General features: G+C 36.1%; 23 protein-coding genes and 1 tRNA gene. 17 read left to right on the top strand and 7 right to left on the bottom strand.

The window, feature by feature from the left end; genetic code table 11:
- Positions 1-70: 70 nt before the first annotated feature.
- The 5 genes from mce (at position 71) to DHD80_RS03010 (ending at position 2,525) form a co-directional block, all read left to right on the top strand.
- Positions 71-475, top strand: a complete 405-nt coding sequence (gene mce, locus DHD80_RS03025) for a methylmalonyl-CoA epimerase (RefSeq protein WP_251739489.1) — start codon at positions 71-73, stop codon at positions 473-475.
- Positions 476-611: 136 nt separating this feature from the next.
- Positions 612-685: transfer RNA gene (locus tag DHD80_RS03020), tRNA-Ile, on the top strand.
- A gap of 138 nt (positions 686-823) precedes the next feature.
- On the top strand, positions 824-1,903 hold the full coding sequence (locus DHD80_RS03015) for a hypothetical protein (RefSeq protein ID WP_251739488.1): 1,080 nt from the start codon (positions 824-826) through the stop codon (positions 1,901-1,903).
- 47 nt (positions 1,904-1,950) lie between these two features.
- A complete protein-coding gene (locus DHD80_RS19885; protein ID WP_279346987.1) occupies positions 1,951-2,085 on the top strand; it encodes a hypothetical protein in 135 nt (44 codons plus the stop codon).
- Between the two features lie 17 nt (positions 2,086-2,102).
- Positions 2,103-2,525, top strand: coding sequence for a hypothetical protein (locus tag DHD80_RS03010; RefSeq protein ID WP_251739487.1), 423 nt, complete (start codon positions 2,103-2,105; stop codon positions 2,523-2,525).
- A gap of 207 nt (positions 2,526-2,732) precedes the next feature.
- Here DHD80_RS03010 and gntA read toward each other — a convergent pair whose 3' ends face one another.
- From gntA to DHD80_RS02985, 5 genes are read right to left on the bottom strand one after another with little or no spacing between them, the layout of a single operon-like run.
- A complete protein-coding gene (gene gntA / locus DHD80_RS03005; protein WP_251739486.1) occupies positions 2,733-3,410 on the bottom strand; it encodes a guanitoxin biosynthesis heme-dependent pre-guanitoxin N-hydroxylase GntA in 678 nt (225 codons plus the stop codon).
- 3 nt (positions 3,411-3,413) lie between these two features.
- Positions 3,414-4,277 carry a glycosyltransferase gene (locus DHD80_RS03000; protein ID WP_251739485.1) on the bottom strand — a complete coding sequence of 288 codons (864 nt, stop codon included), beginning with the start codon at positions 4,275-4,277 and terminating at the stop codon, positions 3,414-3,416.
- Positions 4,261-5,337 (bottom strand): glycosyltransferase, encoded by a 1,077-nt coding sequence (locus tag DHD80_RS02995; RefSeq protein ID WP_251739484.1) that lies wholly within the window; start codon positions 5,335-5,337, stop codon positions 4,261-4,263. Before DHD80_RS02995 ends, DHD80_RS03000 begins: the two co-directional genes overlap by 17 nt.
- On the bottom strand, positions 5,334-6,401 hold the full coding sequence (locus DHD80_RS02990) for a glycosyltransferase (protein ID WP_251739483.1): 1,068 nt from the start codon (positions 6,399-6,401) through the stop codon (positions 5,334-5,336). The genes DHD80_RS02995 and DHD80_RS02990 overlap by 4 nt, the downstream gene beginning before the upstream one ends.
- Entirely contained in the window at positions 6,376-7,857 is a 1,482-nt protein-coding gene (locus DHD80_RS02985) for a glycosyltransferase family 2 protein (protein ID WP_251739482.1), read from the bottom strand. The genes DHD80_RS02990 and DHD80_RS02985 overlap by 26 nt, the downstream gene beginning before the upstream one ends.
- Positions 7,858-8,034: 177 nt before the next feature.
- On the opposite strand from DHD80_RS02985, the gene DHD80_RS02980 reads away from it, so the two are divergent.
- Entirely contained in the window at positions 8,035-9,057 is a 1,023-nt protein-coding gene (locus tag DHD80_RS02980) for an AraC family transcriptional regulator (protein WP_251739481.1), read from the top strand.
- Positions 9,058-9,380: 323 nt separating this feature from the next.
- Positions 9,381-9,650, top strand: coding sequence for a hypothetical protein (locus DHD80_RS02975; protein ID WP_251739480.1), 270 nt, complete (start codon positions 9,381-9,383; stop codon positions 9,648-9,650).
- Here DHD80_RS02975 and DHD80_RS02970 read toward each other — a convergent pair.
- Complete coding sequence (locus DHD80_RS02970) at positions 9,647-10,234, bottom strand: riboflavin synthase (RefSeq protein ID WP_251739479.1); 588 nt, start codon at positions 10,232-10,234, stop codon at positions 9,647-9,649. The genes DHD80_RS02975 and DHD80_RS02970 overlap by 4 nt on opposite strands.
- 63 nt (positions 10,235-10,297) lie before the next feature.
- Here DHD80_RS02970 and pdxA point away from each other — a divergent pair, with 63 nt between their 5' ends.
- The 9 genes from pdxA to DHD80_RS02925 all read left to right on the top strand — a co-directional run bounded on the left by pdxA (position 10,298) and on the right by DHD80_RS02925 (position 17,612).
- Entirely contained in the window at positions 10,298-11,344 is a 1,047-nt protein-coding gene (gene pdxA / locus DHD80_RS02965; protein ID WP_251739931.1) for a 4-hydroxythreonine-4-phosphate dehydrogenase PdxA, read from the top strand.
- Positions 11,345-11,439: 95 nt separating this feature from the next.
- Positions 11,440-11,973 (top strand): DUF177 domain-containing protein, encoded by a 534-nt coding sequence (locus tag DHD80_RS02960; protein ID WP_251739930.1) that lies wholly within the window; start codon positions 11,440-11,442, stop codon positions 11,971-11,973.
- Between the two features lie 13 nt (positions 11,974-11,986).
- Positions 11,987-12,184 carry a 50S ribosomal protein L32 gene (gene rpmF / locus DHD80_RS02955; RefSeq protein ID WP_251739478.1) on the top strand — a complete coding sequence of 66 codons (198 nt, stop codon included), beginning with the start codon at positions 11,987-11,989 and terminating at the stop codon, positions 12,182-12,184.
- 177 nt (positions 12,185-12,361) lie between these two features.
- Complete coding sequence (locus DHD80_RS02950; RefSeq protein ID WP_251739476.1) at positions 12,362-13,360, top strand: beta-ketoacyl-ACP synthase III; 999 nt, start codon at positions 12,362-12,364, stop codon at positions 13,358-13,360.
- 16 nt (positions 13,361-13,376) lie between these two features.
- A complete protein-coding gene (accB, locus tag DHD80_RS02945) occupies positions 13,377-13,883 on the top strand; it encodes an acetyl-CoA carboxylase biotin carboxyl carrier protein (RefSeq protein ID WP_251739475.1) in 507 nt (168 codons plus the stop codon).
- Between the two features lie 58 nt (positions 13,884-13,941).
- Positions 13,942-15,300, top strand: a complete 1,359-nt coding sequence (gene accC, locus DHD80_RS02940) for an acetyl-CoA carboxylase biotin carboxylase subunit (protein ID WP_251739474.1) — start codon at positions 13,942-13,944, stop codon at positions 15,298-15,300.
- A 70-nt stretch (positions 15,301-15,370) separates the two neighbouring features.
- Positions 15,371-16,489, top strand: a complete 1,119-nt coding sequence (locus DHD80_RS02935; protein WP_251739473.1) for an FAD-dependent oxidoreductase — start codon at positions 15,371-15,373, stop codon at positions 16,487-16,489.
- Positions 16,486-17,157 (top strand): monofunctional biosynthetic peptidoglycan transglycosylase, encoded by a 672-nt coding sequence (mtgA, locus tag DHD80_RS02930; RefSeq protein ID WP_251739472.1) that lies wholly within the window; start codon positions 16,486-16,488, stop codon positions 17,155-17,157. The genes DHD80_RS02935 and mtgA overlap by 4 nt, the downstream gene beginning before the upstream one ends.
- On the top strand, positions 17,157-17,612 hold the full coding sequence (locus DHD80_RS02925) for a transcription elongation factor (RefSeq protein ID WP_251739471.1): 456 nt from the start codon (positions 17,157-17,159) through the stop codon (positions 17,610-17,612). The genes mtgA and DHD80_RS02925 overlap by 1 nt, the downstream gene beginning before the upstream one ends.
- Here DHD80_RS02925 and DHD80_RS02920 read toward each other — a convergent pair.
- Positions 17,605-18,570: an ABC transporter ATP-binding protein gene (locus DHD80_RS02920; protein ID WP_251739470.1), complete on the bottom strand. Its 966-nt coding sequence runs from the start codon at positions 18,568-18,570 to the stop codon at positions 17,605-17,607. The two genes, DHD80_RS02925 and DHD80_RS02920, sit on opposite strands and share 8 nt — an antisense overlap.
- Before the next feature lie 88 nt (positions 18,571-18,658).
- On the opposite strand from DHD80_RS02920, the gene DHD80_RS02915 reads away from it, so the two are divergent.
- Entirely contained in the window at positions 18,659-19,252 is a 594-nt protein-coding gene (locus tag DHD80_RS02915; RefSeq protein ID WP_251739469.1) for an HAD family hydrolase, read from the top strand.
- Positions 19,253-19,700 lie beyond the last annotated feature (448 nt).

Below are 19,700 nucleotides of genomic sequence, written 5' to 3'. Positions count from 1 at the left end.
AAGTTTGATATAGAGTTTCTAGGTTGCAATTGATAGAATTCCGCATATTTGTAATTATAGACAAGTACAAATGAACAAAATCGAGCACATAGGCATTGCCGTAAAGAACCTGGAGGAAGCTAATCTTACCTATCAAAAAATTCTGGGGATTTCCCATTACAAAACTGAAAAGGTGGAAAGTGAAGGCGTATTAACGTCATTTTTCGAGGTTGGGGAGAGCAAGATTGAATTACTGGAAGCCACTAATCCTGAGAGTGCCATCGCAAGATCTATTTTGAAAAGGGGGGAAGGCATTCACCATCTTGCCTTTGGGGTAGCTGATATAAAATCTGAAATTGAAAGATTAAAAGGTGAAGGTTTTCGTTTATTAAACGAATCTCCAAAGAAAGGGGCAGACAATAAATGGGTAGCATTCTTACATCCCAAGGATGGAAATGGGGTTTTAATTGAACTTTGCCAGGAACGGGATGTTTAAAAGAAAAAAATAGTTTGGTGCATACTATTCAATTATCTAAATTTGCGCTCTTGATACAAATTTGTATCCGGTCCCATAGCTCTCCCGATAGCTATCGGGAGGTTAGAGCATAGGTGCTTAGATTATTTCGGGAAAAGGTCCCATAGCTCAGTTGGTTAGAGCATTTGACTCATAATCAAAGGGTCCCTGGTTCGAGCCCAGGTGGGACCACTTTTAATGCTTGTAAAGCCCTATAAACAGTACGTTTGTGGGGCTTTTTTTATTTCAGGGGACGAATAAGGGGACGAATAGATATATTCATTATTTATATGCTAAATCTTATTAAATTGATAATTAAAATTTTTCTTAATGGATGAATTCCCGTCAACAGATCTTTTTTCAAAAGAAAGAATTAAACTTTTAAAAAATCATCTAAGGAGAATCACAAAATTATATACTAAGCCAATTACGGGTTTAAAAGAGGTATTATTTAGAAAACAGAATTCCCTTGATATTTTTATAATATACTTCCTTTATTTTTTTGTATTTAATTTTTTTTGGAAGGGAGGATATTCAGAAGCTGTGAATGAAACTTTGAAAGGTTTTATCAACACATGTATAGTTTTTATAGTTCTACTTCCTGCTTTTATTTTTTTTAAAAAGATCTATAATATAAGAATACGTAATATTCGCTTATTTAGATTAACATTTGTTATAAGGTTACTCTTCTATCCATTAATAATTAGCTTCTTAATATTATATCAAAAGTTTGATTTTAATTATTCAATAATCATTTTACTGAATTTAGCTCTACTCCTTGATTTAGTATTAATACTCTATCCATTGTTATTAAAAATTTCGATTTCGAAGAAAGTGATATGGATAATTATTAATTACTTCTCATTACTAGTGTTTATTTATATAGTTCATTTTAAAATGCCAGAAAACAAGGAATTTAGAAAGATTACCAAATCCTTATTTCAAGATGAAACACCCTATTCAGAATATATCAATTTTAGAATTCAGTACAATGATTCAGATTTGAATATGAATGAAGATTATTATGCAATTATTTTAGTTGATACTTTAAACAAAAAAAGAATAGAACCCTTATATCCTTCTCCACTTATAATCAAATATATCGATAAACAATCAAAAGTTTATTCAACCTATAATGGCGAAACAGAAGTATTTTTTAATCCAAGATATGATTATAATTTCATTCTTAATTACAATAAAATACAGGTATTTAAAAAACGTTTTAATGACACCTTTTATCAAGATTTGAAATTAGCCGACTCTTTTAAAAACAATTCTGATTATCCTATAACTCAAAAGTACTTAGACTTCAATCCCAATATCTTCACCAATTTGATGAAATATATTCTGATTCGGTCTTTATCAACAATAAACTTAAGAATAATAGACCATTCATGCATTTTGAGTTAAATAATGGAGACTTATATTTTTATTATATGAAAACAAATAAACTCAGATTGAAATTAGAAGATATTGAAAAATATGAAGATGAAATTATTGATCAAATCAGATACTCTTATGCTTTAAAAGAGCTATTCGATTATCCTCTGATTCTAATTACAGGAAAAGAGAGGTTAACGACAAAATTATAGATTAACATTTTTAGAAAATGAACAAAAGAGATAGATTTTTACTATTATTTGTAAAATCCTTTTATGACAAAGGCAGAGGTAATCCTAATACAGATAATCAAGTTCATTGGACTGTAATCATAATTAATAAAATTTTTAAAAATCATTTTAAGGAAGACTTATCTTTTACAGAAGCTGAAGTTTTGAAAGCATTTAAAAGAAATGGCTTTAAACTTTCGGAGTACGGAGAGAATGAATTTACATGGGAAAAATTCCACGCAAACCATATTACTATTTATAACGATAAGTTCTTAAATATCAAGGTTAGAAATAATAAAGATTTAGGTAATACGTGGAAGCAACATAAATCTAATTATAAACAGGAAACTATTGATAAAATTGACAATTTAAAAGCAGATTTATTTAAATTTTGGGATGATAACAAACATTTGCTTGAGTAGCCTGTTTCGATAGTAAAACATAATCATGGGTACTTCTTAAAGATAGCTTCATATACTCTTAAATTCTTTGAGCAGATATCTTTCAGGTATTTTATCCATTTCCGAAGTTTTCATTATTAATTACATAAGAGACTACAGATCAAACTAAAAATAATAATTTTATAAAATCAAGTAGTTCTAATTAGGGGAAGCTTGCATTGAGAAAGATTATTTATGAAAAGGGCAAACCCAGTCTTTTTTCACCGCTCTTCCGCTGTATTGTTTGGCCTCACTGCTTTTTCCAAAGTCTTTTAACATAGGATTTATAAAGCCTTGTAACTCTTTGTCCCGTTCTCGAATCCTATCCCTTACCGTTTCATAGGCGCCCATTTCCCGTAATTTTTCGAATTGCCAGTGCAAATTAAATGCAATGGAGGGGTAAGGGGCCCTTCGGGCAAATCTGGAACTTTTAGGGTGCATTCCAACAATATAAAAAGCTTTTCCGGCAATACTAAAACTGAAATTTTTATCCGTAATATCAGAACTTACGGTTGGATCCCAGGGTTCTTCATCTACTTTGCTAATTTTTGAAAGTTGCTCCCATAAAATCTTTTCATATTCGGCTTCAGAATTTAATTCATTTTTAGGAAAAACCGCCATGAATGTGCGAAAGTCATTTGATTCAAAATCATAGTTCTTTAGATATTTTTTCAAATCTGAATAAATCTTTTCTGCAGTTTCTAAAGTTCCAAAACCTTCATATTTCTTTATTTCGACCGCATCCTGAGAAAATACGGTTTGGGCCATCATACAGGGATGATCCTGCTTGATGATAAAATCTTTAAATGTCTTAAAGATTTCTGTTTCATTCGGCTCTAAATCAGCCATTGTTATATTCTTTTCCATTTGTTACATATAAGGCGCATCTGGTTTAAAACATTTTTTAATAAACTCCCCAGATGCATTTTTAAGCTTATAAATTTTTTTAGATTTCCTGTCCCATTCAATCAAGCCTAATTTCTGAAAATCATCCAGCCAGTTTTCCATGACCCATCTACCCCATTTTTTCTGAAAGGTTTGCGCGTTATTGATAATTGGATCTAGTTGATGCACTGGCGGACTATACACCGCATGCTGCTGATGGAATACAATCGCTTCCGATAAATAAAAGTCTTTTCCTGAATTCTGCAGTTTTAAACCAAAATCTGAATCTTCTGCCCCATAACCTTTATAATCTTCATCAAAACCGCCTAATTCAAAAAACAGCCCCGAGGGTATATAAAAGGCCAGGCTCCAAAAAAGCATGTAATCCTTAGTTGTAGTAAGCTTTGGAACCTTTGGCCTGGCCGGGTGTTCATGGCTAAGCGATAAAAGTTCCTTCTTAGGAGTTTCCACAGAAACCATCTTCGTGAGATAACGAGGTGTCCCCATGATTAGGGTTTCTACATGACTCCCCTGTGTAATAATTTTTTCAAAAAAATCTTCGGAAGGAATACAGTCAACATCGAGAAAGATAAGATGTTCGTGCACTGCTTTTCCCGCTCCAAAATTCCTGGCTTCACCTAACGGAATATTTTCCGAAGCAGCTTCCAGCCTAAAAGTTTTAATATTTAGATCTTTATATTGCTGAAGTTGAAAGTTTTCATCGATAGTGACTATAATGATCTCTTTCGGTTGAAGCGAATTTCTCTTTACACCTTCCAAAAGATTTTGCAAATGTTTTTGCCTTCCTTTTACAATCGTGATCAATGAAAAATTATACTGAGAATTCATGAACAGCTTTATTTTCCTGAACTTCCCTGAAAAGTGATGGAAGTTGAACCAGGTTATGGAAATTTTTATTTAGTAATGATTTGAAATCTTTTAATTTCTGATTGGTATGACCAACTCTGGCAAAATTTCGGGTATTTAAGATCTCTTTATCGCTTAAAATGCTTAGATCCTTGAGGTTTATAGCATAACCTAACCTGGCCAGAATTTTACACATTTCGTCCTGCTCAGAGAATGGGCGGGCTTCAGGAATTGCCAGATAGGGTTTGTTAAGATGGATAATTTCTGAAATTGTATTGAGTCCGCAGTTGGCAATGATCAAATCTGCCTTCTGTAAATAATCCTGAACATTATTAACAAAACCCAAACTATGCACGTTTGGAATTCTTGAGTTCACTGCAAATTTCCCAAGTAATTGGATTTGAGCCTTGGGAAACCGAAGGGCTACTTTTTCAATAGCTCTCTCTAATTCAGCATTACCACCATTTCCGCTCATTATCACGATTTTTTGAATGAAATGTTCCTGGTTGATTTTATTTTCAGCAGTTACTTTTATTCGGCTTATAAAATCAAGATATATGGTTTTCTTTTTTACCCAGTCCGGAACTTCGGGATGTTCAAATTCTTGCGGATAATAGGCGAGTAAGAATGCCGCACCCTGAAAAGCCTGCAAATGGCCTGGGTCATTCCTATTTCCGGGAAGTTTCACATAAGCATAAGGAATAGAGGCAGCGCGGGACAGCGCAGCGATTTCCGCGCTAACATCCACAATTAGTAGATCGCATGATGCTTCAACTAAATGCGATAATAATTTTAAACTTCTTTGCTGAATGGATTTTTGACCCACCGGTGAATAATGCAAATAATCTGGTGGGGAACTTTGGTTTCCTTTTTTTGAGGTGCCATCAGGATCTTCATTTTCTAAGAAAACAATATTGGAACCTTCTGAAAATTTAAACGGATAACTACTGAATATGTGCAAATCCCGCTGAAATTCATCAGAAAAAATCTGGGCATAATTACAATGTCCTGAACCTTGCTGGTGCGCGTAATATCCAATCATACCGCGATATTTTGTATTAATATTCGATTTGAGGAATGCTTGCGATAAAGTTCCAAATATGCATTGACCATAATAGAAACATCACAAAATTCTATAGCTCTCTTTCGACTTTCTAATCGATCGAGTTTTTCAACATTTATTAATGCTTCCCCAAATTTATTTAAATCAAAAGCAGGGACGATAATCCCACATTTACTGGTAAGGATTTCCGGAGCGGCACCCACGTTCCATGAAATTACCGGCGTTCCACAAGCGAGGGATTCGGCAATCACAAGTCCGTAAGGTTCATCCCAGACGCTGGTAAAAAGTGTGGCCACAGAGGAGCCAATTAATTTATTTATTTCAGAATGGTTTAAATGACCTAAATAAGAAACCTTATTATTGTTCAAATAGGGCGTTATAGACTCCTCAAAATAGGTTTCGCAGCTCACGGGGCCGGCAAGAACAATTTTCTTACCTTTTTTCAGGACCGCCTCAATAGCCAGATGCGGGGCTTTTTCTTTACAAATTCTTCCCAGCCAGCAATACTGATCTTTCACCGGGGAAGGATTGTAAGTCCACGCACGCACATCAACTCCATTATATACAGTCTCATGTTTTGGGATTAAATATTTGTAGACCTCCCCAAGTCTGCCACTTACCATAGTGAAAATTTGCCTGGAATGAGATTTATTTAGGGAAAGTCCTTTATGGATATCTGTAAAAACCGGGGTATGGAAGGTAGTTATAAATTGATTTTTTGAATGTTCCCCTAAAATGATGGGAAGGTGGTGCATGCTGTGATTATGTACTATATCATACGATTTCGCTTCAATTTTTTGCAAGGCCATCGCATACATTAAATCATCTGTTTCTTCCGTAGAATTTAAATTTCCCCAATCTATAATCGAATCATCCAATGGTATAATATTTATAGATGGATCTGAATTCTTAAGGGCATACAAATCCACTTCATGATGTTGGGCCATCAATTGTTTTGCTAACAAATGTGTGATCATTTCCAGGCCACCTGCGTAAGGCTCTGCGATTGGAAATCTATTATGCGCGATCAAAGCTATTTTCATACAGCGAAATTTTTAAGGTTGGTCTCTTTTGAATTTTTAATCTGAATTCATAAAACAGGAAAATTCCGGATGCCAAAAAGAGGATAGCAAGAACGGCCAGAATGATACTGGTTATATATTCGTTTTGGTAAAGCTGAAGCAAGGAAAGTCCTAATAATAAAAATGGAAATTGCAGAGGGATATCCGCAAAACTGGAGCCTGAATTAAACTTATTGGTACGAATGAAAGATTTCCTTTTTCCAGATAGGGCCTGCCAGACAGCTGTGGAGGATTCAAAGGCCAGCGCCATATGGATGAGCAAAGTTTTGCAAAGATTCGCACTGTTGTTGTTTGAAGATTTCAGAAGAAAGAGCAATAATTTGCCAGCGATAAAAACTGCAAACTGGATCGCGGTAAATTTTGGTATAAAATTGAAATTTTCACTTTTACCAAAGAAAAATAGAACGATATAAAGTATGGAAAATAGCAGCGGAATGGATAACATATTGATCCAGGCTGAAAGTTGTACAAAAGCAGAGAGTTTTTTTTTAATCGGCATTTTTAACTTGAAAAGATCAAGCAAGCATTGAGTATTTCCATAAACCCACCTATTCCTTTGTTTGATAAGATCATTCACCGAACCCGGCATCTCTCCTTTGCCAATACAGCGTGGGGAGAATTTGGTAGGAAGATTAAGGGATAGAAATTCCAAACCCAGTCTGGCATCTTCGGTTAAAGTTTTCTCGGGCCATCCGGAGGCTCTTTTTAAAGCTTTTGCGTTGATAAACGATAATGTTCCGGTAGGTAAGGTAGAACAGGTATAATTGCCGCCTGTGGCATAATATTGAAAGAAATGTTCAAGTTCATTAAGAATCCCATTTCTTTCAATATTTGAATTATAGCATTGTGGAAACTGGATCAGGGCAAAATTTTTGCTGGAAATCTCTTCCAGGGCAATTTGTATACATTTTGAATCTACACAATAATCTGCGTCTATGGTAAGGATGAATTCTGTATCAGGATGTGAGAGTTCTAAACATTTATTAAGGGCGCCAGCTTTAAATCCATCAAGCTGGTCATAATGTTTAAATTTAAAAAGCTGAGAATTTCTTTTGCAAAATTGCTGTACTGGCTTCCATAGCGCTTTACTCTTTGTATTGTTGTCCAGAACAATTACTTCGTAATTGGGATATTCGATTTGTAAACAATGTTTTAAATTATTGAGAACCAGTTCTGAAGGTTCATTACAAATTGCGATATGAATGGAAACAAAAGGTTGGGTTTTCTGAAATACCTTTATCTCTGGGAATTGAGTAGAATTTGAAGCATACCAAAGCCTGAGAAAAGCTAAAAAAATCATTAATACTACCGTAAACAGGAGTAGAGCCCACAACAATTTTGGAAAAAAGAGTGTGAGCAGTAAGATACTGAGTAGTAGTATTACTAATCCTGATTTTTTAGAAAGCTTATCAAACATTAAAACGCGCAATCATTTTTTATAAAATTCCATTTTAAGCAGTTTTAATTTGTGCGATTTTGCCTTTAACTTTAATGATTTTCAGTGCTTTGTGAAAGGTTTAACGTCTGACTATGGCTGTCTCTAATTTTCTGTTAATACTTTAGAGTAGGATTAAAAAAAAAGAAAATAATAGTGATGAGAATTTTTGAACTTAAAGAAATTCCGGCCAAAGGGATTGTTAAAAGTTTAGCAAAAAGTTGCCACGTTGAATATGAAGATAATTTTGGAGAGTATATGATGCGCTTTCCAAAATCTATTGGAAGAGGCCTTGTAAGAGGAATTAATTTTCCAAATGGTGTGGGACTGTTCACCTTTAAGTTTGAAATGAAAGAGGACACCTGCTTTAATTTTTCATCCCAATCTATTCATCCTTTCAAATTTGTGTATTGTATACAGGGGAATTTTCAACATTATTTTAGCAATGAAGATATTACCCATGAAATTTCTGATGGACAATCACTAATCTTAGGTTCGAATTACCAAAGCGGAAATAAGTTCCTATTTAAGCAAGGCAGCAGCATCCATCTTAAATTTCTGGATATAGAGAGAGAAAGGTTCGTAGATCAACTAACCTTTCCCTTAGAACAAATGGGTGAAATTTATCATAATATATTCGCAGATACCAACGCTTTAAGAACCCTTTACCACCATACACAATACAGTTTAAAAATGGCTTATCTGGCTGATGAGATTGATTCCTTTAAATCTAAAGGTTTGGAACGAACTATTTTCTACGGGGCGAAATCACTGGAATTACTTTCCTATATGATGATGCTTTATAAGGATGACCTCCAAGGTGAAAATGGCCAGATTGTTGTTAGGGAACATGACCTAAAAAAGATCAATCAGGTTATTTATACCATCGAAAATAATTTGGAAGAGTTAGGGAATATTAGCGAGATGGCCCGAGTTGTGGATATTTCTGAAGCTAAGTTACAGGAAGGCTTTAAAATTTTATTTAATCAAACGGTTAATGAGTATATTCAAACGAAAAGGTTAGAGAGAGCGATGAACCTTTTATTGCACACCAATAAATCAATAAGCGAAATTGTTTATGCAGTGGGACTAAATAGCAGAAGTCATTTTTCTAAAATTTTTAAACAACGCTACAATGTTTCCCCAAAAATAGTTCGCGCTTCCAGGCAAAAAAATATATAATCGTGATCATTAACAATAAGTACTATCTCCCTAATAATTAAGAAATTTAACCTCTCGAAAAATTAAAACGTATTTTTGAATTGTATTGGGTTATTCAATAAATTTGAAGTTAAAAATTATTGGTATCAAAAAAATTAAAGTAGTAAGTATCAGAATTTTCAATCCGTCTCCTTAAAGAATACGTAGATGTATTTAAGTTTTTAAACGATTAAATTCTGTTTTAAAGGAATTTATCTATATTCAATGCTTGAAAATTCTTACTTTGGTGTTTTAGGCGCATAATTTGTTGTTTTCATTGAGTGTTTTAGGATTTAATACTAACCATGAAAAATTACAGGAATATCCTATTATTATTGGTTCTAGCCATAGGTATGGCTATTTCCTGTTATGCTCAAAACAATCCGCCCGCTCCCCAAAAAGAAGCCCAGAGAGGCCCTCCATGCGCCCCGGGAAATAATGGCAATAGTGGAAACAGACCAACTATTCCACCTCCTGTAGGATTATGCTTACCAATTGACGATTATGTATATATCCTCATGGGAATAGGGGTGATGTACGGTTGTTATAAGATGAGGGACTTTAAAGTCTCCTAGTTTTTCATAGTAAGGCGTTTTACATACTTCCCAATCACATCAAATTCAAGATTAACGGTATCCCCTTTTTGAATCCTTCCGAAGGTGGTATGTTTATAGGTATAAGGTATTATAGCAACGCTAAATTCATGCTTTTTTGAATCAACCACGGTAAGGCTCACACCATTAACGGTGATAGATCCCTTTTCGATGGTGATATTGCCAATTTTAGGATCATAGGCAAATGTAAAAATCCAACTACCATTTTCTTCAGTGATTTTTTTACAAATAGCAGTTTGGTCTACATGGCCCTGGACAATGTGACCATCCAGCCTGTCACCCAGCTTCATGCCCCTTTCAAGGTTTATGCTGGAATTTTCAGAAAGATTAATAAGGTTTGTTTTTTTAAGGGTTTCAGAAATAGCGGTAACGGTATAAGAATTTTCAGACTTAGAAACTACGGTAAGACAAACCCCATTATGGGCAACACTCTGGTCAATTTTTAATTCTGACGCCATATTAGCATAAACTTCAATATGTAAATTCTCGCCTTCAGGCACTAATTTTTTGACAATTCCAACTTCTTCAATTATTCCCGTGAACATACTTTTTTATAATAATAAGTTACATTTGTGTATAAAAGTAAAAATTTTATATCGGGAAGATTTATGAAACAGGATGAAATAATCAAATTAGGAATTAGCATTGGGGATTTAAATGGAATTGGGAGTGAAATAGTGCTTAAAACCTTTGATGATTCCAGGATGCTGGATTTTTGTACCCCGGTGATTTTTGCCAATTCCAAGATTATCAATTTTCTCAAAAAGCACTATAATTTAGGCCTTAATTTTCAGGGAATAGATTCAGCAGATAAAGCCATTGATGGCAAAATTAATGTGGTAAATGTCTGGAAGGAAAATGTTAATATCAATTTTGGGGAAGAAGATAATGAAATTGGTACGTATGCTTTTAAATCCTTAGAAGCTGCTACGGAAGCTCTAAAAAAAGATCATATAGATGTTTTAGTAACTGCGCCTATTAATAAACATACTATTCAATCTGATCAATTTAATTTTCCTGGACATACCGATTATTTAGCGAAAGAATTAGATGGTGAAAGTTTAATGCTCATGATCACTGATGATCTTAAAGTTGGTTTACTAACAGATCATGTAGCCCTAAAAGATATTTCTGAGGTAATTACCCCAGATTTGATTGAAAAGAAAATAGGTATTATCAGCAGAACGCTAAAGCAGGATTTTCGAGTGGAAAAGCCGAAGATCGCAGTCTTAGGAATCAATCCACATAGTGGTGACAATGGTGTGATTGGTAAAGAAGATGAAGAAATCCTGAAACCAACTATCCAGAAGATAAAAGATAGGGGCGAACTGGTTTTTGGACCTTATTCGGCAGATAGTTTTTTCGGAACGAAGAATTATAAGAATTTTGATGCAGTTATCGCTTCGTACCACGACCAGGGATTAATTCCGTTTAAAACCCTTAGCTTTGGAAGAGGGGTGAATTTCACTGCAGGACTAAATAAAGTTAGAACTTCACCAGATCATGGAACCGCTTTTGAAATTGCAGGAAAAAATGAAGCCAATATTAATTCCTTTAAAGAAGCAGTTTTTAAAGCGCTGGAAATTTATAAAGCCCGGCAGGAATATATGAGGTTAACCGAGAATCCGCTTAAAAAACAGGGCAGAAAGCTATAAACAAAAAATTGTTTATAAAAACTTCATAATTCATTAATTTTTATATCTTTGCACCCGCCTTAACGGAAAGCTAGGGCGCTCAAAACTGACGAATGATGGGGAATCTAAAAGAGTTCACAATCCCATTTAAGGGATTAAAACTTGGGAAACACCAGTTTGAGTATGAGTTAGATAACGAGTTCTTTGAACATTTTGAGTACGACGAATTTAATAGTTCTAATGTAAAGGTAGATTTGTTGTTTGAAAAGAAAAACACCATGATGGAGTTAACTTTTAAAGCAACAGGGACCGTAAATGTAAATTGCGATGTCACCAACGAACCTTACGATCAGCCGGTTGAAAATGAACTTTTTCTGGTGATCAAATTTGGAGATGATTTCAATAACGAAGATGAAGATTTGCTAATATTGCCACACGGTGAATATGAAGTAAATGTTCAGCAGTATGTTTACGAATTAGTGGTGCTGGGAGTGCCGCAAAAACGAATTCATCCGGGTGTTGAAGACGGAACTTTAGAATCTGATGTACTTGACAAACTTGAAGAACTAAGTTTGAAAAATCAGAAAAATAAAAATGAGGATGGAATAGATCCTCGCTGGGATAAGTTAAAAAATTTACTAAACGAATAATTAATAGGAAGCCATGGCACATCCAAAGAGAAAAATCTCGAAAACCAGAAGAGATAAGAGAAGAACACATTATAAAGCTACTGCTCCAAAAATTGCCGTAGATGCAGTAACTGGAGAAGCTCACCTTTATCACAGGGCTCACTGGCATGAAGGTAAACTTTATTACCGTGGTCAGGTTTTAATTGATAATGCTGAAGAAGTAGAAGCTTAAACTTATATAGAGCTTTATTCTAAAATAGAAACTCTCACATAGTGGGAGTTTTTTGTTTTTTGTTGAATAAGTCGCAAAAAGAGCTTAATTTGCAACCCATTTCGATTAAATTTAGTACTTTTCTATGATGGTTTTTAAGAACCACGAAAGCAAATCTGCAGAATCAAATTTTATTTTATGAGTAAAATTACAGCAGCTATTACCGCTGTAGGTGCTTATGTGCCGGAAGATGTGTTAACCAACAAAATGCTGGAAAAAATGGTTGATACAAATGATGAATGGATAACCAGCAGGACGGGAATTAAAGAAAGAAGAATTCTAAAAGACCCAACTAAAGGAACCTCTTATTTAGCGATTCAGGCAGCTAAAGATTTGCTTCAAAAAACAAATCTTAATCCGGAAGAAATAGACCTGATTATTTTAGGGACCGTTACTCCAGATTTACCGGTTGCTGCCACAGGTGTGCATGTAGCCTCAGAGATTGGGGCTGTAAATGCATTTGCTTATGATTTACAGGCCGCCTGCTCTTCATTTTTATATGGAATGTCTACTGCTGCTGCTTACATAGAATGTGGCCGATATAAAAAGGTACTTGTTATAGGTGCCGATAAAATGTCTTCTATTATAGACTACGAAGACAGGACTACCTGCATCATCTTTGGAGATGGCGCTGGTGCGGTCTTAATGGAACCTAATACGGAAGGATACGGTTTACAGGATGAAATATTAAGAAGTGATTCTATTGGAAGGCAGTCCCTCAATATTGCCGCCGGTGGTTCTTTAATGCCTCCAACACAACAAACTGTAGCAGATAAATTACATTATGTAAGACAGGATGGTAAAACTGTTTTCAAATTTGCGGTTTCCAATATGGCTGATGTAAGCGAGCAGATCATGAAACGAAATAACCTGGAAAACACCGATGTGGACTGGCTGGTAGCTCACCAGGCGAATAAGAGGATCATCGATGCGACAGCCAATAGAATGAATTTAAATGACGATAGTAAGGTTTTAATGAACATTGAAAGATATGGGAATACCACTGCTGCTACCTTACCTTTGTTATTAAGCGACTTTGAAAAAAACTTTAAAAAAGGAGATAATTTAATTTTTGCCTCATTTGGTGGCGGGTTCACTTGGGGGGCCGCTTATCTTAAATGGGCATACAACTCTTAAAAACCAATACAATATTATGGACATTAAAGAGATTCAAAATCTTATAAAGTTTGTAGCTAAATCTGGTGCAAGCGAGGTTAAACTGGAAACCGGGGATATAAAAATCACCATTAAAACAGGTTCCGGCGAAGATAGGGAAACCACAATTGTTCAGCAGGTACCTATGGCTGGCCAAATGTCACAGCAAATGCCGGTTCAACAAACGCAAGCACCTGCCGCTCCAGCCCAGGATGCTGGTGCAGCTTCAGTAGACGCTGCTGCCCCTAAAGAAGATAATACAAAATATATAACCGTTAAATCTCCAATCATTGGGACGTTCTATAGAAAACCTTCTCCAGATAAAACAGTTTTTGTGGAAGTTGGGGACAGCGTAAAAGTAGGTGATGTATTGTGCGTGATCGAAGCGATGAAACTCTTCAATGAAATTGAAAGTGAAGTTTCAGGAAAAATTGTAAAAGTTTTAGTGGATGATTCTTCTCCGGTAGAGTTTGACCAGCCACTTTTCTTAGTAGATCCATCTTAATTACTGCCCATTTTAGTAACTGAAGGCACCAAACTTCAGAATTTAAAAGCAAATAGGTATGTTTAAAAAAATATTGATTGCAAACAGGGGGGAAATTGCACTTCGTGTTATTCGCACCTGTAAAGAAATGGGCATCAAAACCGTGGCGGTTTATTCAACTGCCGATGCGGAAAGCCTACATGTAAGATTTGCTGATGAGGCGGTATGTATTGGTCCTCCTCCCAGTAATCTTTCGTATCTAAAAATCTCTAATATAATCGCTGCTGCGGAAATTACCAATGCAGATGCCATACATCCGGGATACGGATTCCTATCTGAAAACGCAAAATTTTCAAAAATTTGTGAAGAACATAAAATCAAATTCATTGGAGCTTCTGCTGAAATGATTAGCAAAATGGGAGATAAGGCCACGGCCAAAGCGACTATGCGCGCTGCAGGTGTACCCTGTGTTCCTGGTTCCGAAGGAATTATCAAGGATTTTAAAGAATGCATCAAATTAGCCAAGGAAGTTGGTTACCCTGTGATGCTGAAGGCTACGGCCGGCGGTGGAGGAAAAGGTATGCGCGCTGTATGGAAAGAAGAAAATCTTCAGGATGCGTGGGATTCTGCCCGCCAGGAAGCAGCTGCATCTTTTGGGAATGACGGGATGTACATGGAAAAACTCATCGAAGAGCCACGCCATATCGAGATCCAGATTGTAGGTGATAGCAGCGGTAAAGCCTGTCACTTATCAGAAAGGGACTGCTCCATACAACGTCGTCACCAGAAATTAACCGAAGAAACCCCTTCGCCATTTATGACGGATACGCTTCGGGAAAAAATGGGTGAGGCCGCTGTAAAAGCTGCGGAATATATAAAATATGAAGGTGCCGGGACTATAGAATTTCTAGTAGATAAACACAGGAATTTCTATTTTATGGAAATGAATACACGTATTCAGGTAGAGCATCCTATTACCGAACAGGTAATAGACTATGACTTAATTCGCGAACAGATCCTTGTTGCTGCCGGGGTTCCTATTTCAGGAAAAAATTATTTTCCCCAGTTGCATTCTATAGAGTGTAGGATAAATGCCGAAGATCCATATCATGGCTTTAGGCCCTCCCCGGGAAAGATCACAAATCTACACGCTCCTGGAGGTCATGGAGTGCGAATTGATACCCACGTGTACAGTGGTTATGTAATTCCGCCGAACTATGATTCCATGATCGCTAAACTGATCACAACGGCACAAACCCGTGAAGAAGCGATCAATAAAATGAAGCGTGCGCTTGATGAATTTGTAATTGAAGGGATTAAAACAACCATTCCGTTCCACAGGCAGCTTATGGACGATCCAAAATATATTGAAGGGAATTATACCACCAAATTTATGGAGGATTTTAAAATGAAACCTCAGGAAGTAGCAGGAGAATAATAACAGCCCCGGTTTTACCGGGGTTTTTTATGCTTCACTTTTTGTAATTTCAATTCTTTAAAACCAAGCTATGAATTTATCTTTTTGGGAAGCCGATACCTGGTTTTCTGAGATCGACTTTTTAATTATAGGTAGCGGAATTACCGGTTTAAACGCTGCGCTACATTTAAGAAAGAAGTATGAAAAGGCTAAAATTTTAATTTTTGAAAAAGGAATGCTGCCGGAAGGGGCCAGCACCAAAAATGCCGGATTTGCCTGTTTTGGAAGCGTTTCTGAAATTTTGGAAGATCTGAAAAATCAGCCGGAAGAGGATGTGGTCGCATTGGTAAAAAGACGGGTTCAGGGTTTGGAACTATTGCGGCAAAATTTGGGGGATAAAGTCATCGATTTTCAGTCTTATGGAGGATATGAACTTTTTACTGAAGAAGATACACTACTCTATGAAGAATGTTTGGACTCTTTAGGTAAGATCAATAAAACCTTGTTTCCAGTTTTCAATGCAGAGGTTTTTTCGGTAAAGCAGAACAGCTTCAGATTTAAAAGAATCCAGCCTCAACTTGTATATAGCAAATTTGAAGGGCAGATCGATACAGGGAAAATGATGAGTGCGCTGGTAAAAAAAGTCCAATCGGAAGGTATCCGGATCCTAAATAATGTAGAGGTAAAAACATTCCAGAATAATGAAAACGATGTTGAGGTCATCACTGAAAATTTCCGTATAAAAACGAAAAAACTGCTTATTGCCACGAATGGATTTGCTTCCCGACTCAATATTCCTGAAGTAAAACCGGCTCGGGCCCAGGTTTTGATAACACAACCGATTCAAAATTTGCCATTTAAGGGCACGTTTCATTTAGATAAAGGATATTATTATTTTAGGAATATCGGAAAGCGGGTGCTTTTTGGCGGGGGAAGGAATTTGGATTTTAAGACCGAAGAAACCGATAAAAATGGCTTAACAGAACTTATTCAGAATAAATTAAACGAACTATTAAAAACAACTATTCTTCCAACAACTGCTTTTGAGATCGAAAGATCCTGGAGCGGAATTATGGGAGTAGGCCAAACCAAAGATCCTATCGTTAAGGAATTATCCCCAAATGTATATTGCGGGGTACGCCTGGGAGGCATGGGCATCGCCATAGGAAGTAAAGTAGGGCAGGAACTGGCAGAATTAGCAACAACATGATAAAAAAGATTTTCAAATTCATTTTCAAACTGCTTTTGGGGCTTTTCCTTTTCAGCATTTTTATGGTGCTGTTGTATAAATGGTTGCCCGTTCCTTACACACCTTTAATGGCGATTCGATCTTTTGAAAACCCGGAGGAAGTAACTCAACATGACTGGGTGCCTATAGATGAAATTTCGAGGCATCTTCAATTGGCGGTGATCACCAGTGAAGATCAGAATTTTGCCAACCATAATGGATTTGATATGAAAGCCATTGAAAAGGCGATCGAGAACAACAAAAAAGGAAATCGGGTTCGTGGGGCTTCCACTATTTCTCAACAAACTGCCAAAAATGTGTTTTTGTTCCCGGCAAGAAGCTGGTTTCGGAAAGGTCTGGAAGTCTATTTCACTTTTTTGATCGAACAATTATGGAGCAAAGAGCGAATCCTGGAAGTGTACCTAAACAGTATCGAAATGGGAAAAGGAGTTTATGGTGCTGAAGCGGCCTCACAATACTGGTTTAAAAAACCCGCCGCCAATCTTACGGCTTATGAAGCTGCGGCCATAGCAGCGGTGTTGCCAAATCCAAGACAGTACAGGGCAAATCCCGCTTCCAGCTATATCCAACAGCGAAAAAACTGGATCGTGCAGCAGATGCAGAATTATGGCAAATTTCTACTGAAATAATGGCTAAAGAAATTAAAAGAGATCTTATTCATGCCTGCGAGGAATATCTGGCCAAAAAAACTGCCGTGGTAAAATCTGCTTTAAACGGATTAAAAGAAGATTTGGAAAATGAATCGAAAAGCAGCGCCGGCGATAAATATGAGACCGGTCGGGAAATGATCAATATCGAATGGAATAAACTTTCCGCTCAACTGGCACAATATAACCAGCTGCGAAATATTTTGTCCCGTATTTCCAATTCAGAAAATACTGAAAATGTTAGTTTGGGTTCCATAGTTTATACTGAAAATGCCAATTACTTCCTTTCCATTCCCGCCGGAAAAATAACTTTTGAAAATTCTGAATTTTTCGCGGTAGGAATAAAATCACCAGTCGCTGCGGTATTGCTAGGGAAAAAAGCTAAAGATCCATTTGAAATTAATGGAAAGAAGTCAAAAATTACCCGGATCATTTAATTCTTTTCGCCAAAACTTCTTCTGAAACCTGTAGTTGAATTTGAGTACCGGGTGCCAATTTTTCAGGATGATCAAAAAGAATTTTTTCTGAATTCAGTTTCGCTTCTATTAAATAGTTCTCTCCTTTAAAATAACAATTTAATACTTCAGCTTTCGTGCCTTTATTGGAAACAGAAATTTCATGTGGATACACTAAAACGCGCTTTCTGGAAACTGTTTCCGATTTTATATTTTTCAGCAGCAGGTGATTGACATCACCAAAAAGTGAAGCGACATATTTATTTGGCGGATTTTGATAAAGCTTTTCCGGCGTGCCTTCAGCATGAATTTTGGCATTTTTCAATACGATAGTTTTATCAGCGAACGAGAGCATATCGGTACTGTCGTGAGTGGCGATAATACACGTAATGTTCTTTTCTTTCAGGTAGCGGAAAAGTTTTCTGCGCAAATTATTTTTTCTAAAATGATCAATATGGCTAAAGGGTTCATCCAGCAATAAAATTTCAGGTTCGTTGGCCAAAGACCTGGCAAGAGCGACCCTCTGCTGCTGTCCCCCGCTTAAAAGTTTCGCTTTTTTACCGGCAATATCGGTCAACTCTACCACTTCAAGCAACTCCCTGATTCGCCTTTTTTTCTTTATGGGGTAAAAATTGCTTAGGTGTTTTCCAACATTATCGGCAACACTAAGGGGCAGCATAAGATCAAAATCCTGGGCGAGGTATTTGATAAAATCTTCTCCCGGAACCAGATTAAAATTAGGCCCCAACAGTTTTTTATTTTTCCAGAAGATCTTGCCTTCCGCATGTAAAAGTCCGTAAACGATCTTCAATAAGGTACTTTTGCCACAACCACTTTCCCCGATAATGGAAATATTTACACCTGCCTCAACGCTGAAATTGATGTTTTTAAGAACCGGTTCTATATCGTAGGAGAAAGAAACATTTTTGAGTTTCAGCATAAAGTTTTCTAAATCTAAAGTTACAATTTCAAAAAATTATGGCAGTTGTAATGGCTTTAGCGTAAATTTCTTCGGAAATTATCAAGGAATGCAAAAAGTAGTTGTTTACGACCTGAATAAAACTCTGTACAAGAAATCTTCGAAAGATGAATTTTTTAAATTTATCTGCTACCAGAAAAATTACAAATTGCTGAATTTACTCGAGTTGGGCTGGTATAAAACCATGGGTAAACTGCGGCTGATCAACAAGACTGAATTCAAAGAAAATTTTTATAATTATTTAAAAAATATTCCTCCAGAAAAAGTTAAAAAATATGCAGAAAAATTCTGGCAATTGGAATTTCCTGAGCAATTCAGAGCATCTATGATCGAGGATATTAAAAAACATGATAGCGAGGGAACCCAGGTTTATATCATTACCGGAGGTTTTGAAGTTTATACGAAATATCTGGAAGAACTCTTACCGGTAAAAGTCTTAGGCACCCAAACCGAATATAGAAACGGTAATTATAAAGTGATTGGAAAAGCCTGTAATGATGAGGAAAAAGTGAGAAGATTAGAAGAAGATATTCAAGAAGAATATCAATTGATCGAATCTTATTCAGATGATAAAGAGGCAATTCTCTTTTTAGCGGAAAAAGGATATTTTGTTGATGAAAATGGTAATTTAAGCCGTGTATAAAAAGGTTTATATAAACGTTTAAAAGTTGTTTTTATCTCCCTGAGACCCTTATAATTTTCACCAGCCTAGAAAATTTATGTCTTTTTACAATATTTATGAGATACTGAAACATCCTGAGCTATTGAGCCAGCATGAAGGGAATTCTAAAAACCAGCATCGTCACCCTGAACTGGGTTCAGGGTCTCTAATACGTACCCAAATTAAAAAAAACGTCATTGCGAGGAAACGAAGTGACCGAAGCAATCTCATGTAAAGAACAAACAAGGAAGAGATCGCCACGCTGCGCTCGCGATGACGAATAAAACTAAAGACTAACTTAAATAGTCATTTCGAAGGAGGCAACGACTGAGAAATCTCACTTTAAAAGAGATTGATCATTACGTTCGGGATGGTGGTTATCTAGGACTATTAAAAAACATTGCAACTGCGCTCGATATAACTTTTAAAT

This window comes from Gramella sp. AN32, from assembly GCF_023718305.1.
In the GTDB taxonomy this organism is placed as follows: Bacteria; Bacteroidota; Bacteroidia; order Flavobacteriales; family Flavobacteriaceae; genus Christiangramia; species Christiangramia antarctica.
This window is presented reverse-complemented; position numbering and strand designations above follow the sequence as displayed.

What these genes read in the sequence shown, in the direction of transcription:
- mce (WP_251739489.1), top strand. Translation starts at nt 71, where the DNA reads ATGAACAAAATCGAGCACATAGGCATTGCCGTAAAGAACCTGGAGGAA.
- DHD80_RS03015 (WP_251739488.1), top strand. Translation starts at nt 824, where the DNA reads ATGGATGAATTCCCGTCAACAGATCTTTTTTCAAAAGAAAGAATTAAA.
- DHD80_RS03010 (WP_251739487.1), top strand. Translation starts at nt 2,103, where the DNA reads ATGAACAAAAGAGATAGATTTTTACTATTATTTGTAAAATCCTTTTAT.
- gntA (WP_251739486.1), bottom strand. Translation starts at nt 3,410, where the DNA reads ATGGAAAAGAATATAACAATGGCTGATTTAGAGCCGAATGAAACAGAA.
- DHD80_RS03000 (WP_251739485.1), bottom strand. Translation starts at nt 4,277, where the DNA reads ATGAATTCTCAGTATAATTTTTCATTGATCACGATTGTAAAAGGAAGG.
- DHD80_RS02995 (WP_251739484.1), bottom strand. Translation starts at nt 5,337, where the DNA reads ATGATTGGATATTACGCGCACCAGCAAGGTTCAGGACATTGTAATTAT.
- DHD80_RS02990 (WP_251739483.1), bottom strand. Translation starts at nt 6,401, where the DNA reads ATGAAAATAGCTTTGATCGCGCATAATAGATTTCCAATCGCAGAGCCT.
- DHD80_RS02985 (WP_251739482.1), bottom strand. Translation starts at nt 7,857, where the DNA reads ATGTTTGATAAGCTTTCTAAAAAATCAGGATTAGTAATACTACTACTC.
- DHD80_RS02980 (WP_251739481.1), top strand. Translation starts at nt 8,035, where the DNA reads ATGAGAATTTTTGAACTTAAAGAAATTCCGGCCAAAGGGATTGTTAAA.
- DHD80_RS02975 (WP_251739480.1), top strand. Translation starts at nt 9,381, where the DNA reads ATGAAAAATTACAGGAATATCCTATTATTATTGGTTCTAGCCATAGGT.
- DHD80_RS02970 (WP_251739479.1), bottom strand. Translation starts at nt 10,234, where the DNA reads ATGTTCACGGGAATAATTGAAGAAGTTGGAATTGTCAAAAAATTAGTG.
- pdxA (WP_251739931.1), top strand. Translation starts at nt 10,298, where the DNA reads ATGAAACAGGATGAAATAATCAAATTAGGAATTAGCATTGGGGATTTA.
- DHD80_RS02960 (WP_251739930.1), top strand. Translation starts at nt 11,440, where the DNA reads ATGGGGAATCTAAAAGAGTTCACAATCCCATTTAAGGGATTAAAACTT.
- rpmF (WP_251739478.1), top strand. Translation starts at nt 11,987, where the DNA reads ATGGCACATCCAAAGAGAAAAATCTCGAAAACCAGAAGAGATAAGAGA.
- DHD80_RS02950 (WP_251739476.1), top strand. Translation starts at nt 12,362, where the DNA reads ATGAGTAAAATTACAGCAGCTATTACCGCTGTAGGTGCTTATGTGCCG.
- accB (WP_251739475.1), top strand. Translation starts at nt 13,377, where the DNA reads ATGGACATTAAAGAGATTCAAAATCTTATAAAGTTTGTAGCTAAATCT.
- accC (WP_251739474.1), top strand. Translation starts at nt 13,942, where the DNA reads ATGTTTAAAAAAATATTGATTGCAAACAGGGGGGAAATTGCACTTCGT.
- DHD80_RS02935 (WP_251739473.1), top strand. Translation starts at nt 15,371, where the DNA reads ATGAATTTATCTTTTTGGGAAGCCGATACCTGGTTTTCTGAGATCGAC.
- mtgA (WP_251739472.1), top strand. Translation starts at nt 16,486, where the DNA reads ATGATAAAAAAGATTTTCAAATTCATTTTCAAACTGCTTTTGGGGCTT.
- DHD80_RS02925 (WP_251739471.1), top strand. Translation starts at nt 17,157, where the DNA reads ATGGCTAAAGAAATTAAAAGAGATCTTATTCATGCCTGCGAGGAATAT.
- DHD80_RS02920 (WP_251739470.1), bottom strand. Translation starts at nt 18,570, where the DNA reads ATGCTGAAACTCAAAAATGTTTCTTTCTCCTACGATATAGAACCGGTT.
- DHD80_RS02915 (WP_251739469.1), top strand. Translation starts at nt 18,659, where the DNA reads ATGCAAAAAGTAGTTGTTTACGACCTGAATAAAACTCTGTACAAGAAA.